The organism is Kitasatospora sp. NPDC038210 (assembly GCF_055600605.1).
On the sequence record NZ_JBVJYK010000016.1, the window covers coordinates 78,458 to 93,317 of the forward strand.

At 74.5% G+C, this 14,860-nt stretch carries 11 protein-coding genes; 6 read left to right on the forward strand and 5 right to left on the reverse strand.

Annotated elements, in window-relative coordinates:
• Positions 1 to 10: 10 nt before the first annotated feature.
• A complete protein-coding gene (locus ACZ7KX_RS29250; protein WP_470329071.1) occupies positions 11 to 4,582 on the forward strand; it encodes an AAA family ATPase in 4,572 nt (1,523 codons plus the stop codon).
• Here ACZ7KX_RS29250 and ACZ7KX_RS29255 read toward each other — a convergent pair.
• Both ACZ7KX_RS29255 and ACZ7KX_RS29260 read right to left on the reverse strand, forming a co-directional pair.
• Positions 4,536 to 5,861: a S1 RNA-binding domain-containing protein gene (locus tag ACZ7KX_RS29255; RefSeq protein ID WP_470329072.1), complete on the reverse strand. Its 1,326-nt coding sequence runs from the start codon at positions 5,859 to 5,861 to the stop codon at positions 4,536 to 4,538. The genes ACZ7KX_RS29250 and ACZ7KX_RS29255 overlap by 47 nt on opposite strands.
• Before the next feature lie 181 nt (positions 5,862 to 6,042).
• Positions 6,043 to 7,005, reverse strand: coding sequence for a phosphotransferase family protein (locus tag ACZ7KX_RS29260; protein ID WP_470329073.1), 963 nt, complete (start codon positions 7,003 to 7,005; stop codon positions 6,043 to 6,045).
• A gap of 125 nt (positions 7,006 to 7,130) precedes the next feature.
• Here ACZ7KX_RS29260 and ACZ7KX_RS29265 point away from each other — a divergent pair, with 125 nt between their 5' ends.
• From ACZ7KX_RS29265 to ACZ7KX_RS29280, 4 genes are all read left to right on the forward strand, one after another.
• Positions 7,131 to 7,775, forward strand: coding sequence for a DUF6461 domain-containing protein (locus ACZ7KX_RS29265; protein ID WP_470329074.1), 645 nt, complete (start codon positions 7,131 to 7,133; stop codon positions 7,773 to 7,775).
• 46 nt (positions 7,776 to 7,821) lie between these two features.
• Positions 7,822 to 8,589 carry a class I SAM-dependent methyltransferase gene (locus ACZ7KX_RS29270; RefSeq protein ID WP_470329075.1) on the forward strand — a complete coding sequence of 256 codons (768 nt, stop codon included), beginning with the start codon at positions 7,822 to 7,824 and terminating at the stop codon, positions 8,587 to 8,589.
• Positions 8,590 to 8,854: 265 nt separating this feature from the next.
• Entirely contained in the window at positions 8,855 to 10,369 is a 1,515-nt protein-coding gene (locus ACZ7KX_RS29275; protein ID WP_470329153.1) for an MFS transporter, read from the forward strand.
• A 318-nt stretch (positions 10,370 to 10,687) separates the two neighbouring features.
• Positions 10,688 to 11,317 (forward strand): hypothetical protein, encoded by a 630-nt coding sequence (locus tag ACZ7KX_RS29280; protein WP_470329076.1) that lies wholly within the window; start codon positions 10,688 to 10,690, stop codon positions 11,315 to 11,317.
• A 57-nt stretch (positions 11,318 to 11,374) separates the two neighbouring features.
• Here ACZ7KX_RS29280 and ACZ7KX_RS29285 read toward each other — a convergent pair whose 3' ends face one another.
• Positions 11,375 to 11,905, reverse strand: coding sequence for a YrhB domain-containing protein (locus ACZ7KX_RS29285; RefSeq protein WP_470329077.1), 531 nt, complete (start codon positions 11,903 to 11,905; stop codon positions 11,375 to 11,377).
• A 218-nt stretch (positions 11,906 to 12,123) separates the two neighbouring features.
• On the opposite strand from ACZ7KX_RS29285, the gene ACZ7KX_RS29290 reads away from it, so the two are divergent.
• Complete coding sequence (locus ACZ7KX_RS29290; RefSeq protein WP_470329078.1) at positions 12,124 to 12,579, forward strand: SRPBCC family protein; 456 nt, start codon at positions 12,124 to 12,126, stop codon at positions 12,577 to 12,579.
• 205 nt (positions 12,580 to 12,784) lie between these two features.
• Here ACZ7KX_RS29290 and ACZ7KX_RS29295 read toward each other — a convergent pair whose 3' ends face one another.
• Positions 12,785 to 13,447, reverse strand: coding sequence for a response regulator transcription factor (locus ACZ7KX_RS29295; protein ID WP_350520532.1), 663 nt, complete (start codon positions 13,445 to 13,447; stop codon positions 12,785 to 12,787).
• Complete coding sequence (locus ACZ7KX_RS29300; RefSeq protein ID WP_470329079.1) at positions 13,444 to 14,766, reverse strand: sensor histidine kinase; 1,323 nt, start codon at positions 14,764 to 14,766, stop codon at positions 13,444 to 13,446. Before ACZ7KX_RS29300 ends, ACZ7KX_RS29295 begins: the two co-directional genes overlap by 4 nt.
• Positions 14,767 to 14,860 lie beyond the last annotated feature (94 nt).

The following is a 14,860-nucleotide window of genomic DNA, read 5'->3' on the forward strand; positions in this document are numbered from 1 at the left end:
AAGCCCCGCCATGACCGCACCCGGTGCTCCGGCCGGCCCGTCCCGCACCCACACCTTCGCTCCGCACCCGGCACCGCCCGGTGGCGACGACGACCGTGCCGTCGAGCTGTTCCCGGTCAACTTCACCGCGTACCGGCACCAGCCCCGCGTGGAGACCGAGACCCACGTGCGGGCGGTCGCCGACCTGCTCGCACCCTACGGCCTGCGCCTCAACGCCTGGGCCGTCCCGGAGGACGGGCGGGACCGCCAGGCGGTCGAGGACCGGCTCGGCGCCTGGACGGGAGACGGCGGCACCCCGAGCGGCGGCAACACGGTGCTCTACTGGGTCGGCCACGGCAGAGCCGACAGCCTCGCCCACTGCCGCACCCCGGCCCGCAGCGGCAACGGCGTCTCCCCGCACGACGTCGCCCACGCCATCGGCAGCCGCCAGCTCCACCCCGCTACCGAGGGCAGCTGGGCGATCGTCGTCCTGGACGCCTGCTTCTCCCGCCGCTTCGCCCAGTCCGTCCACGCCGAACTCCTCACCCGGCACCCGGACGCCCGCCGCTACCTGCTGCTGTCCACCGCCGCCGAGGGCTACGCCGAACTCGGCGCCTTCACCCGCGCGCTCCACCGGGCCCTGACCGTCACCTTCCGCGGACAGCCCGCCATCGGCCTCGCCACGCTCGGCCTCCAGCTCGCCCACGACCTCGACGGCTACCGCGGCGACACGACCGACGACCACCACGACCAGCTCGTACGCCTCACCCCCGACATCGCCACCGCCGTCTCCGCGCCCCTGGACCAGCTCGCCGAACTCCAGGCGGTCATCGACCAGCTGCCCACCGACGAACAGCGTCACTTCCTCCCCAAGGCCACCGGCGCCGAACTCGGCGAACTCGCCTGGTACTTCCACGGCCGCACCATCGAACGCGACCGCATCCTCCACTGGCTGACCGCCACCGACCACGGCGCCCTCGTCGTCACCGGCCCGGCCGGCGCCGGCAAGTCCGCCCTCCTCGGACACGTCCTCCTGCACACCCGCACCCACCTGCGGGACATCCTGATCCGCCACGGCCACCTCCGGCCCCTGCCGGACGGAACCCCCTGCCCCGACGATCCCTTCGACCTGGTCACCCACCTCGCCGGCCTCACCCTCCCCCGCACGCTCAGACTCGTCGCCGAGGCAGCCGGCTTCACCGACCTCGCCGAGCAGGCCGGCGACGGCCGGCCCCCCGCCGACCTCGCCGCCCGACTCATCGCGCGGCTGCGCACCCGGCAGACCCCGCTGACCCTCCTGTTCGACGCGCTCGACGAAGCCGACCAGCCCCTCGCCATCGCCGGCACCCTGCTGCGCCCCCTCGCGGCCCTGCCCGCGGTCCGCGTCGTCATCGGCACCCGCCGCTCCACCCAGGAGGGGCCGGACCGGCCCGCCCCCGCCGACACCGACATCCTCGACACCCTCCGCAGCAGCCCGGCCGGCCCCGGAGCCGCCTCGGAAGGACGCATCGAGTGCATCGAGGTCAGCCAGGACCGGGAGGCCCTGGCCGGATACCTGCGCGCCAAGCTCGACACCGCCAAACGCCGGGGCACCCTGCACGCCGACGACGCGCACATCACCCGCGCCGTCCACCGCCTCGTCACCCACCACCAGCACGGCGGCGCCGAACCGCAGCAGTTCCTCTACGCCCGCCTCGCCGCCCACGAACTCCTGAACGACCCCGCGCTCATCACCGACCCCACCCCCCTGGTCGGCCGCACCCACCGCCAGCTCTTCGCCCGCGCCCTCGAACGCCTCCACCGCACCGACCCCGCGTACATCCCACTGCTCCACGCACTCGGCCTCGCCCAGGGCCGCGGCCTCCCCGACCAGGACGGCATCTGGGCCCACGCCGCCACGGCCCTCGCCACCGGCCCCGCCGACACCGGCGGCAGCATCCCCGCCCTGCTCCGCGACGCCGCCCCCTACCTCGTCCTCGACCAGGAACACGACCAGAGCGTCTACCGCCTCGCGCACCGAACGTTCACCGAGCACTTCACCAGCGCCCCCGACAGCGCCTACGCCCACGCCCTCCTGACCACCGCCCTCACCCGCCACGCCCGCCGCACCCTCGACGGCCGCACCGACACCCCGTCGCCGTCGCCGGGCCTCAGCCCGTACGTCCGCCACCACCTCGCCGCCCACGCGCGCCTCGGCCACGCCGACGGAGCCTTCCGCACCCTCGCCGACCACCCCGACGTCCTCGATTCCCTCGACCTCGCCGGCATCACCGCCGCCGCCCTCAGCCACGGCCTGCCCACGCACGAACTGCCGCCCGCCATCGCCGGAACCGTCCTGCACCAGCACGAGGCACACCGCAGCGCCACCTCGGACCAGCCGGCTGACGGCGCCGCCGGGTGGCGCCGGTGGTGGCGCAGGCTCGGGACCACCTACATCCAGGGCACCCCTCCCCCCGCCGAAACACGCCCCGGCAAACGGCACGATCCGGCCGCCGTCCTGATCGCCGGTGCCGTGCAACGGCGCCGGCTCCACCTACAACTCGCCGGCCACGAGGGCGCGGTGAACGCGGTCGTGGTGTTCGCCGTAACCGACGGCACCCTGCGGCTGGCCACCGCCGGAGCCGACGGGACGGTGCGCATCTGGGACCCGGCCACCGGCGCCCGGGTCGGCGAACCCCTCACCGGACACCGGGGTCCGGTGAACGCGGTCATGGTCTTCACAGCGGCCGACGGGAGCCGGCGGCTGGCCACTGCCGGAGCCGACGGGACCGTACGGATCTGGGACCCCACCACCGGCTTCCAGGCCGGCGAACCCCTCGCCGGGCACCAGGGCCCGGTGTGGTGGGTGGTGGCGTTCGCGGCGGCCGACGGCAGCCCGCGGCTGGCCACCACCGGCGACGACAGGACCGTGCGGATCTGGGACCCCGCCACCGGCACCGAGGCCGGCAGACCCGTCACCGACCACCGCAGCCCGGTGAACGCGGTCGTGGCGTTCGCGGCGGCCGACGGCACCCTGCGCCTGGCCATCGCCGGCGAGGACAAGACGGTGCGGATCTGGGACCCCACCACGGGCACGCGGGTCTGCGAACTTCTCACCAAGCACAGCCGTCCGGTGCACGCGGTCATGGCCTTCACGGCACCCGACGGCACGCTGTGCCTGGCCACCGCGGCCGACGACAGGACGGTGCTGATCTGGGACCCCGCCACCGGCACCCAGGTCGGCGGACTCCTCATCGGCCACCGCAGCCTGGTGAACGCGGTCGTGGCGTTCGCGGCACCCGATGGCACCGCGCGCCTGGCCACCGCCGGCGAGGACGGGACCGTGCGGATCTGGGACCCGGCCACCGGCACCCACGCCAGCGAGACCTTCACCGACCACGACAGCCCGGTGAACGCGGTCGTGGCCTTCACCGCGGCCGACGGAACCCCGCGCCTGGCCACCGCCGGCGAGGACGGAACCGTGCGGATCTGGGACCCGGCCACCGGCACCCACGCCAACGATCCCGTCACCGACCACGACAGCCCGGTGAACGCGGTCGTGGCCTTCACCGCGGCCGACGGAACCCCGCGCCTGGCCACCGCCGCCGACGACAAGAAGGTGTGGATCCGGAACCCCACCAACGGCGCCTGGGACTGCGAACTCCTCGCCGACCACCGCAGCACCGTGAACGCGGTCGTGGCGTTCGCGGCACCCGACGGCCGCCCGCGCCTGGCCACCGCCGCGGACGACGGAACGGTGCGGATCTGGGATCCCACCACCGGCAGCCAGATCGGCAAGTCCCTCACCGGTCACCAGGGACCGGTGCGATCGGTGGTGACGTTCACGGTGCCGGACGGCAGCCCGCGCCTGGCCACCGCCGGCAGCTTCGACGGGACGGTACGGATCTGGGACCCGGCCACCGGCACCCAGGCCTACGAGCCCCTCACCGGCCACGGCGGCTGGGTGTACGCCGTGGCGGTGTTCGCCGCAGCCGACGGAACCCCACGCGTGGCCAGCGCCGGTGACAGCTCGTTGCGGATCTGGAACCCCGTCACCGGAGCCCAGGTCGGCGAGCCCGTCACCGGCCGCACCAGCGGGGTGCGGTCGATGGTGGCGTTCACGGCACCCGACGGCACCCCGCGCCTGGCCACCGCCGGCAGTTACGACGGGACGGTACGGATCTGGGACCCGGCCACCGGCACCCAGGCCGGCGAACCCCTCACCGGCCACACGGGCGGGGTGCGGTCGATGGCGGTCTTCACAGCGCCCGACGGCACCCCGCGGCTGGCCACCGGATCCGACGACCAGACGGTGCGGATCTGGAACCCCGGCACACGGACGGCGCGCACCCTGCCCCTGGCGACAGCAGTGCGCGCACTCGCGGAGGGCCGCGGCATTCTCGTCGCAGGCACCCGGTCCGGCTACCTCGCGATGGCCACGTCATCCGTGTTCGCGGCCCCGGGGACCGCCGACGGCCCGGCCGCCCCTGTCCCCGCTCCGGTGATCCCGCCGGCGGAGCACGGCGCGCCGGGGAACGGAACGACACCGGCCCCGCGCTTCACGGGCACGGAGGAACTCAATCCCACGCTGGTGCTTCGGATTCGGGACGGCCGGGCCCGGTGACCCCTCCGGGGACGGAACGGCGCACCTGCTGCGCGTCCTGCCCCGTCGGGTCCTCCTGCAGTGCCTTGAGCGTCAGCGGCACCCGTTCCCGCACCAGGTCGACGTCGAGGACCACCGCGGTGACCTGCCGGCCGACCGCGACGACGTCGCCGGGGTGGTCGACCGGGCGCCGGGACAGCTCGGGAAGGTCGATCGTGGCGGTGAAGCCGCCGATGTCGACGGACGTGACGCCGGAGTCGGCGATCCCGGTGACGGTGCCGGTCACGCTCTGACCGCGGTGCAGGGTCCTCAGGAAGGCCCAGGCCCGGTCGCTCGGGGTCGGTTCGGTCCCCCACCGGGCGCGGACGACGCCGTCGTCGTCGGGCAGGACGGCCGTGAACAGCGGGGTGCGCTCGTCCACGTACATCGACAGGAGCGCGGCGGCCCGGGCACCGGCGACCCGGGCGGCCACGGCCTGGAACTCGTCCTCGTCGGCGACCACGCTGGTGATCCGGCCGTCCTGCTCCTCCCAGACGAACTCGACCAGGCCGTCCTCCGGGAGAGCGGCCAGGACGGCGCCGACGTCGGTGGAGAGCTCCGGCCAGACCGCCAGCCGGGCGCGGGGGGTCAGCCGCGCCCGCACCGCCTCCAGGGAGCCCTCGCCGAGCCGGTGCCAGCGGGAGGCGTTGTCGAGGTGCATCTCCTCCAGGAGCGCCGCCTCGCCCGTCGCCACGCACGCCCGCACCCGTGCCCAGAAGTCGTCGTCGGCCGGGCGCTGCACACCGGACTCGTCGAGCTCCACGTCGTACGGGGAGGCCTCCAACGGCTCGGGGAAGAGCCCCAGTTCGCGGGTGCGCGCGAGGGCCGTCTCGCAGGGCACGGCGCTGCCCACGTACACGTACTGGTCCCAGCCGACGTGCACCGCGAAGGTGTCCTCGACCTCCAGGCGGCACCAGGCGCCGTTGTCGCGGAGCATGGCCCGCACCAGTTCCAGGCCGACCGTCAGCGGTACGGGTGCCCCGTCGTGGTAGCCGGTCAGGTCGGACGGGAAGAGTCCCGCGAGGCCGCCGCCCTCGATCGCCGGTTCCAGGCCGAAGTGCACGAAGCCGGGCGCGACCTGGGGCTCGCGGACGGCCAGCTGCCGCACCCCGGTGTCCTCGGCGAAGGCGGCGACCGCCTCCAGGTAGGCGGCCTCGACCGGCCCGTGGTCGCTGACGGCCTCCTCCGCGCCGGTGTAGGAACCCCGCTGGTCGCGGTCCGCGGGATCGTACTTGGTGACCTGGTAGACGTACGGCAGCACGCGTCACGCCCCCACGGCGCCCGCGCTGCGGCGCGAGCGGGAGTGCCGGTGCCGGCTGTGAGAACTCATCGGGCCATCCTGCCGGACCGCCCGGTCCGGCGCTCCCCCGTTTCCGGCGCCCCGGGGAACGCCGCCGCCGCCGGCGCGGTCCCCGGTACCCGGTCCCCGGACCGCCTCCCGCTCAGCCCGACCCGTCCATCAGCGCGGTGACGTACGCGTCCAGCCGCGCCTCCACGGCTCGCGTCGTCAGCTCCGTCCTGCCCGCCTCCCGCCACGGCCGTGCCACCGCCCGCACCTCCTCCGAGCAGGCCAGGGCGTCCCGCACCCGCCAGTACAGCCGCTCGCCCGCGGCCGCGGCCAACACGCCGCCGGCCTCCTGGTAGGCCTCGGCGAAGCGCCGGCCCCACGCCGGGCCGTGCAGCAGCGCGAGGTTGGTGGAGCAGTGCGACACATCGAGGTCCGCCGGGCCCCAGGAGGCGGTCGCCCAGTCGACGACACCGGTGATCCGCGCGCCCTCCGGCCGTCCGGGCGGCACGTCGAACAGCACGTTGCCGGGCTGGAAGTCCCGGTGCAGGAACCGCCCTTCGTACGACGGCGCCGGTCCGCGGATCACGTCGATCGCCGCGGCCCACGCCGCTGCGTCGGCGCCCGTCGGGACGACGACGGTCTCGGCGGTCGTCAACGCCACGTACGCCCGGGGCCGCTCGGCGGGCCGCACCGCGTGGATCGCCACCAACTGGCGGGCCAGCAGCGCCACGCGCGTCCGCACCCCGGCGTCGTCGAGGACCGTCCGGCCTGGCAGCCGTGTCATGAGGAGCGACGGATGCTCGCAGTGCTCGGCGGTGGGATCGACCGCGACCAGCGCGGGGGCCGGCACGTCGGTCCCCGCGAGCAGGGTCAGGGCGCGGGCCTCCCGGTTCAGCCAGTCCTCGGCACCCGCGGCGGACGACGGGCCGACGAAGCTCCGCAGCACCAGGTGACGGGTGCCGCCGTCCCGCGTGCCGACGGTGAGCCTGCGCACCTCGGCGGTGATCCCGCCGTGCAGCGCCGCGGTCCCGACGATCCGCTCACCGGGTTCCAGGTGCCGACGCGCCCACGCCAGCGTCAACGGCCGTACGGCAGAGTCCTCGTGGTGGTCGGTCACCCCGCCACCTCATCACCGCGTGACGGTGCGCGCAACGCTCGCCGCCGGGGTTCCGGGAGCACGGGAACGCCCGCCTCGGCGGACCGGGGCCCGGTTTGTCAGTGGGCCCGGGCAGGATGGGCGCCATGACGGATGGAACGAGCTGGCTCGCCGCTCCGCAGGCCATCGCCTTCGGGGGCTACCACGTGGTGCTCGCCCGCGGGCTCCCCGTGGAGGAACTCGCCGACCGCCTCGCAGCGGTCGTGCACGGCGTGAAGCACGTCGCCGTGGCGGTCGGCGAGCACACGGGGGACTCCCTCCTGGACCTCATCGAGGACACCTACGGCGGCACATTCGACGGCGTCGGCCTGCGCCTCGGCCGGTTCGAGGACTGGACGTACGCGGTCGCGTACGGCGGCTGGCCGGGCGAGTTCGACTCAGCGGCCCCGGTGTCGCACGACGGCGCGCACGTCTTCGTCCTGGAGTACGAGGAGGAGAACGGCAAGCCGGTCCCGCCGCAGTTCGCGGCCTTCCACGACGGCCGGCTGCTGAGCGCCTTCAACCTCCACCTGGACGGCTCCTGGGGCTACCGGAAAGTGGACGGCGACCCCGCAACCGCCGCCCCGCTGCAGGAACGGCTCACCGCGGCCGGCCTGCCGGCCCCGGAGCGGAACCGCCGGGAGGTCCACCGCACCGCGCTGGGCGTCGTCGACGCGTTCTTCGGGCTCTCACTGCCGCGGGACACGGTCGTGCACGGCACCCTGCCGGCCGTCCTGCTGGAGCCTGCGTAGGGCATTGCCGAGCGCCGTCCGCCCCGGCCGTGCCAGGATGCTCGGCATGTCTGCTGCCCGTGCACTGAGCTTCGGCGCGATCGCGGAGGCCTACGAGAGGTACCGACCGGGGTATCCCGACGAGCTCGCCGACGTGGTGACGGCGTACGCGGGCGGCCCGGTCCGGACGGCGCTGGAGATCGGTGCCGGAACGGGCAAGGCGACCCGGCTGTTCGCCCGGCACGGCGTCGCGGTCACGGCGACGGAGCCGGACGCCGCCATGCTCGCCGAGCTGGGGAAGCACCTGCCCGGGAACGTGACGACCGTGCGGGCCTCCTTCGAGGACCTGGGGCCGGGTCAGGCGTACGGGCTGGTCTACGCGGCGGCGGCCCTGCACTGGACGCGCCCGGAGGGCCGGTGGTCCAGGGTGGCCGCGCTGCTGGAACCGGAGGGCGTGTTCGCCTCGTTCGGCGGGCCGGTCCAGCTCGCCGACCCGGCCGTCGAGGAGTCCGTGCGTGCGGCCCGGGCGCCGTTCCTGGAGAGCGACGACGTACCGTCTCCCGACGGGACGGCGCCGGATGCGGAGCTGCAGTGGCCGGGCACCGAGCTGCAGCGTTCCCCGTTGTTCGTCGACGTCCGACAGACCGTCGTCCCACGGCGCCTGACGATGAGCGCCCCCGAGTACGTCGGCTACCTGTCGACCGTCTCGGCCTACCTCCAACTGCCGCGGTCGACCCGGCAGCAGGCCTACGACGCGATCACGCGGGCCCTGCCGGAGACGGTCGAGATCGACGCCGACGTCGTCGTCCACCTCGCACGCCGGGGATCCGCGTAGCGACGCGGCCTCCCGGCGGTCCCGGGGTGTGCAGGACGATTCGATCGCGGACGCGGCCGTGCTGCGCGCCGTCGGGCGTGCTCCCGGACCGGTCGCTAGCATGGGGCCGCCGAACGAACGGCAGGAATCGGGCCTGCTCCCCCAGGGAGCGGGCCCGCCCCACAGGTGGTCCGCCGGCAGCCGCCGCGGACGCACCCCGGAGGGAGAGCGAACCGTGAAGACTGCTCCCGCCGGCGGATCCTCCCGCTACCTGGTGCTGGCGGCGATGATCTTCGCCGTCGCGATGACCTTCATCGACCAGACCATCGTGTCGATCGCCGTGCCGAACATCCAGCACGAGCTGGGACTGACCAGTACCGGGGTGCAGTGGGCGGTCAACGCCTATCTGCTCACCCTGGCCGCGTTCTTCGCCTTCGGCGGCCGGCTCGCCGACACCGCCGGCCACCGCAGGATGGTGGTCCTCGGCGTGCTGGTCTTCGCGGGCGCCTCGGCCTGCTGCGGCCTCACCCCCACCGGGAGCGCGGCCGAGGCGTGGCTGGTCACCTTCCGCGCCGTCCAGGGCCTCGGCGGCGCGATCATGTTCCCGGCGGCGCTGGCCATCGTGGTGCAGAGCTTCGCGCTGCGCGAGCGGGGGCGGGCCCTGGCCCTGTTCTTCGGCATCGCGGGCGGTCTGACCGCGATCGGCCCCGTCCTCGGCGGCTACCTGACCGAATGGACCTGGCGGGCCATCTTCTGGGTGAACCTGCCGGTGGCGGCGATCGCGCTGGTGCTGATCGCGATCTCCAAGCCGGTGACGGACATCCGGCCGGCCCCCATGGACTACCGGGGCCTGGCCCTGATCGCCGGCGGTGTCGGGCTGAGCGTCTTCGGGTTCCAGCAGTCGCAGGTCTGGGGCTGGTCGAACCCGGCGATCGGCCTGTGCATCGCGGCCGGTGTCCTGCTACTGGTCGTCTTCGTGCTCGTCGAGAAGCGCACCGCCTCGCCACTGATCCAGGTGGACATCTTCCGCATCCGCGCGTTCTCCGTGCAGAACCTGGTGCTCGGCATCTCGATGCTGGTCTTCGTCCCGGTGTTCTTCTTCTCCAGCGAGTACGCGCAGATCGCGCTGGGCGACTCCTCCTCGGAGGCCGGCGTCTTCCTGCTCTACTTCTTCATCGGGTTCGTGATCGCCTCGCAGATCGGCGGCCGCATGCTCGACCGGGGCGGCGCGAAGCGGCCGGTGGTGACCGGGTGCGTCCTGGCCGCGCTCGGGTTCTACCTGTGGGCGGGCGACGCGACGACGCTGAGCTTCAGCGAGCAGCAGTGGGACGTCGTGCTGGCCGGCGCGGGCATGGGCTTCATGCTCAGCCCCTCCAGCACGGACGCCGTCAACCGCGCATCACGGCTCTCCTACGGCGAGGCGACCGGCATCACCCAGACGGTCCGCAACTACGCGGCGAGCCTGGGGCTGGCCGTCCTGGGCACCGTCCTGGTCACCGATCTGCGGTCCCAGCTGACCGACTCCCTGGTCGCCCAGGGCCTGCCGCACGACCAGGCGGTCTCCACCGCCGCCCACCTCTCCCAGGCCCAGGCGCAGAGCGGCGGGAGCACCGCGAACATCCCCCAGTTCTTCCGGGTCGACTTCGCCCACGCCACCCAGACGGTCCTCTACTGGATGGCGGTCATCATGGCGGTCGCCGCCGTGGTGGCGGTGGTGGGCCTGCGTCCGGGCGTGCAGACCGAGACCACCGCCGAGGAACCGGCCGCCCAGCCGACCGGCAGCGGGCCGGGCCCGGCGTAGGGCACGGTTCGGCGGCCCGGGGGCCTCGCACCCCGGTGCGTACGGGCCCCGCTCCGTACGATCGCCGCGAACGCCTACGAGGGGGGAAGTCACCGTGGGCGAAAGGGACTTGGCCGCGGCTTCGGTCGACCAGATCTCCCGCGACCCGGCTTTCGGGCGGCTCCTCCACGCGGCCCTGAGCAGCCGCCGGCCGCTGCTGCCGGCGATGCCCGCGAGCCCCCCGACCCGGCTCCCGCCAGCCACCTGCCGTACGGCAGTTCGCCACTGGTCCGAACGGCCGGAGCGTGACCTCGACGGTGCTGGTGAGTTCACCCTGGCATGACGCATGTGACTCCCCTGCCCGGCGGTCGGCACGACGACGACCACGAGCACCACGACGACAGGCAGCACGACGACACGCAATATGACGACACGCACGACGACGGCAGGCGCCCCGGCGACGGCGGTGACGCGGGGCTGGTGCTGTTCGCCGCCGACCGGGCCGACTACGCGGCGGCCCGCGTGGCCCGTGCGCAGCAGGACCCGGCGGAGTGTGCCGGGGCGGATCGCACCGCGGTGCGGCAGCGCGCACAGGTGGCGGCCGCGGCGGTGATCGCGGCGGCGGCCGCCGGCCGCGCGGCGGTGTGGGTGGCGGAGCTGGCCGCCCGTACCGGCCGACGGCAGGTGGCCGAGTACGCGGCCGCCGTCCTCGCGTGCGGCCGGGACCTGGACGACGAGGACGGCTTCGACGGCGGTGTGCCCGAGGAGGTCACCCGGGTGCTCAGCGGGGCGGTGCTGCTCGACGATCCCGGGCTGACCGCCGGCGAGGGTCTCGCCCTGGCGGCGGTGGGCGCCATCGCCCTCGCGATGCCCCGCACCCTCACGGCTGGCGACCCCGTCCGGCAGTTGCCCGAACTCGCCCGCCACCTCGACCTGGCCGTGAGCGCCGGCCGCACCGCCGACGTCTGACGCGGCGGGGCGGCGGCGGGGCGACGTCGCGGCGAGGGCGACAGCCGGGCCGGGCTGCTACCGGACCGGGCCGGCCAGCGTCTCGATCGGGCCCACGTCCTGCTTGGGCGGGCGGGTGAGGCTCGCCAGCTCCTCGGACGGTTCGCCGCCGTCCCGGACGGCCGTCACATAGGTCCTGGCCTCCTGCAGGCTCACCCGCGGGGCCTGCCTGCGCAGGTGCTGCATGGCGGCGGCGGGCCCGACGGTGTTCGCGAGCCGGCGGACTTCCGCGGCGAGGGGATCGGGCGCCCTGAAGCCCTTGACCTCCCAGAGGTAGTCCTCTTCCCAGTCGTCGGTCCACAGGCAGCCGGGGACGAAGTGGATGCTCCCGTCCTCCCGGTCGACCAGGTAGGGGCCGCCGTGGAGGAACCCCCGCTTGGCGGGGTCGCGGGCGCCCTCGGCCGACGTCCAGTGGACGAGCCACCCGACCGCCCGCTCCTCGACGGCGTAGACGGCCAGCTCCGGAATCAGCCTCGCCCACGACCAGTTCGGCAGCTCCCGCGCCAGGTAGGACTCGACCAGCTCGACCGCTCGTTCCTCGGAGATCACGGTTCCATCCTTCCCCCCGGGTCAACCGGATTTCCGCGCGTCCCGGCGCCCCCGCGCGGCCCCGGCCCGGGCACCCCGGCCCGGGCGACCGGCGGCGCGCCGGTTGCCGCCACCGGGCTCACGGCCCAGATTGGCAGGGACACCGCCTGCGCGTTCGCCGCCGTTCGGCAGCCGCTCGGCGGGTCGGCCGACAGGACGGCGTGGAGAGGCGATGCCCGATGAGCACGGTGGTGGAATCGATCGACGTGGAGGTGCCCGTCCGCGTCGTCTACGACCAGTGGGCGACCTTCGAGGACTTCCCGAAGTTCATGGAGGGCGTGGAGGAGGTCCGGCAGCTGGACGACCGCCACGCGCACTGGCGGACCAGGATCGCCGGGCTGTCCCGGGAGTTCGAGACCGAGGTGATCGAGCGGGTGCCCGACGGACGGGTCGCCTGGCGGACCACCGGGGAGAGCGTGAAGCACACCGGCACGGTCGACTTCGAGGCGCTCGGCGCGGACCGGACCCGGGTCACGATGACCATGGACTTCCAGCCCACCGGCTTCGCCGAGAAGGCCGCCGACAAGCTCGGCGTGCTCGGCGTCCAGGTCCGCGGCGACCTGCGCCGCTTCAAGCGGTACATCGAGGACCTCGTCGCCGGGGCCGGCCCCGGGCCGTCGCCGGAGGACACCTGACGGCGGCGGAACGGCCCTCTTGTGGCACAGGGATTCCGGCGGCGTGGACACGCCGAACGGAAACGGGCGATCCGGGCGGACATGTCACTGGAAGGACGGCGGACCGCCACGCGGTGCTCCTCCCGTCGAGGCCTCCGGGGGTGGACCCCCGACAACGCCGTTGCCGGGAGGCGCGGTTGACCGGCGCTGTCCCGGGCGAACGGGGTCATGCCGGATGGACGAGGCGGTTCTCGTAGGCGAAGATCACGGCCTGGATCCGGTCCCGGAGTTCGAGCTTGTGCAGGATCCGCCCCAGATGGGACTTCACGGTCGCCTCGGCGAGGTGCAGGGTGGCCGCGATCTCGGTGTTGGACAGGCCGCAGGCCACCTGGACGAGCACCTCGCGTTCGCGGCCGCTGAGCCGCTCCAGCCGCTCGTCGTGGTGGGTGCCGCCGCCGTCGGGGATGTGCGGCCGGAGGTCCTCCAGCAGGCGGCGGGTGATCCGTGGGGAGAGCACCGCGTCGCCCGCGGCGACGTTGCGGATCGCGGTGAGCAGTTCCTCGGGCCTGGTGTTCTTCAGCAGGAAGCCCGAGGCGCCGGCGTTGAGCCCGGCGAAGGCGTACTCGTCCAGGTCGAAGGTGGTGAGGATCAGCACCTTGCTCTGCGGGGCGATCCTGACGATCTGTCGGGTCGCCTCGATCCCGTCGGTCCCGGGCATCCGGACGTCCATGAGGACGACGTCGGGGCGCAGCTCCCGGACGAGGCGTACGGCCTGGCTGCCGTCCGCCGCCTCGCCGACCGGCGTCATGTCGGGCTGGGCGTCCAGGACCGTGCCGAAGGCCATGCGGAGCAGCGCCTCGTCGTCGGCGATCAGGATGCGGATCGTCATGCGGACACCGCTCCGCTGCTGCCGAGGAGCAGGCGGGTGTGCACGCCCCAGCCACCGCCCGGAAGCGGTCCGGCCCGCAGCGTCCCCCCGTAGGCGGCCGCGCGCTCGCGCATGCCGGGGATGCCGTGGCCGGGCGGCGCGGCACCGAGCGGCGCGGCGCCGGGGGCCGGCGGCCAGGGGCCGTTGTCGGTGACGTCCACGGTGACGGTCTCGGCCGCGCAGTGGATCCGGACGTTCGCGCGCGTGCCGGCGGGGGCGTGTTTGAGGGTGTTGGTCAACGCTTCCTGTACCAGGCGGTAGACGGTGAGTTGGGCGGTGGCGGGTACGTGGCCGTGGCCGCCGTGGAGGTCGAGGCGGGTCGGCAGCCCGGTGGCGCACATCTGCTCGGCGAGGGCGTCCAGTTGGGCGAGGCCGGGCAGCGGGTGGCGCTCCGCGTCCGGTTCGTCGGTCCGCAGGATGCCCAACGAGCGCCGCATGTCGGTCAGGGCCTGGCGGCCCGTCTCGGAGATCTGGAGCATCGCGGCGGTGGCCCGGTCGGGCGACCGGTGCTGGGCATAGACGGCGGCGTCGGTGAGCGCGACCATGACGGACAGGTTGTGGGTGACGATGTCGTGCATCTCCCGGGCGATGCGCGTCCTCTCCTCGGCGACGGCCAGTCGCGCCTGCTGTTCCTGCTCCCGCTCCAGGCGTGCGGCCCGTTCCACCAGGGCCGCGAGGTAGGACCGGGTGGTCCGCGCGTTCACCCCCAGGACGGCGGCGGCCACGGCCGTCGCGGTGACCGCGACGAAGGGGGTCAGGAAGGCGCCGTCCGCCGCCCAGCGCAGGCAGGCCAGCAGGACCCCTGCCTCCACGACGGCACCGGCGACGAGCACACCGCGCCGGCCCGAATGCGCGGCCGCCGTGTAGAGGGCCACCAACAAGGCGACGTCCGCAGGCAGTTGGACGTCCATCAGCCACTGGACGAAGGCCGCAGCGGCCACGACGGCGAACACCGTCAGCGGGGCCCGGCGCCGCCACAGCAGGGGCAGCGCGAGGGCGGCGGTGAGGGCCCCGGCCACCGGAAGCTCCCGCGGTGTGCGGGTGGTCAGGACGTTGAGGAGGAGGAGCGCCGGCAGCAGCGAGTCCCACACCACGGGCGGCAGTCGGGTGCTCCAGCGCCCGGCGGCCCTGACCAGCCGGGCCGCTCGCGCGGAGGCCGAGCCGGCGTACCCCGCCGGCGGCGGGGCCGACCCCGCCCACCGCACCCACTCGCTCACCCATTCCCGCACCCGCACCCGCACCCGGCGGGCCTGGCCGGGTTCCGCGGCCGCCTCGGTCATCACACGTCCCTGTCGATCCGGCGTCAGGCCGGCCCCGAACGGGGCCGACACCGCGTACCACCGGATCCGGGTCGAGTCCGGGACCGACGCCCCG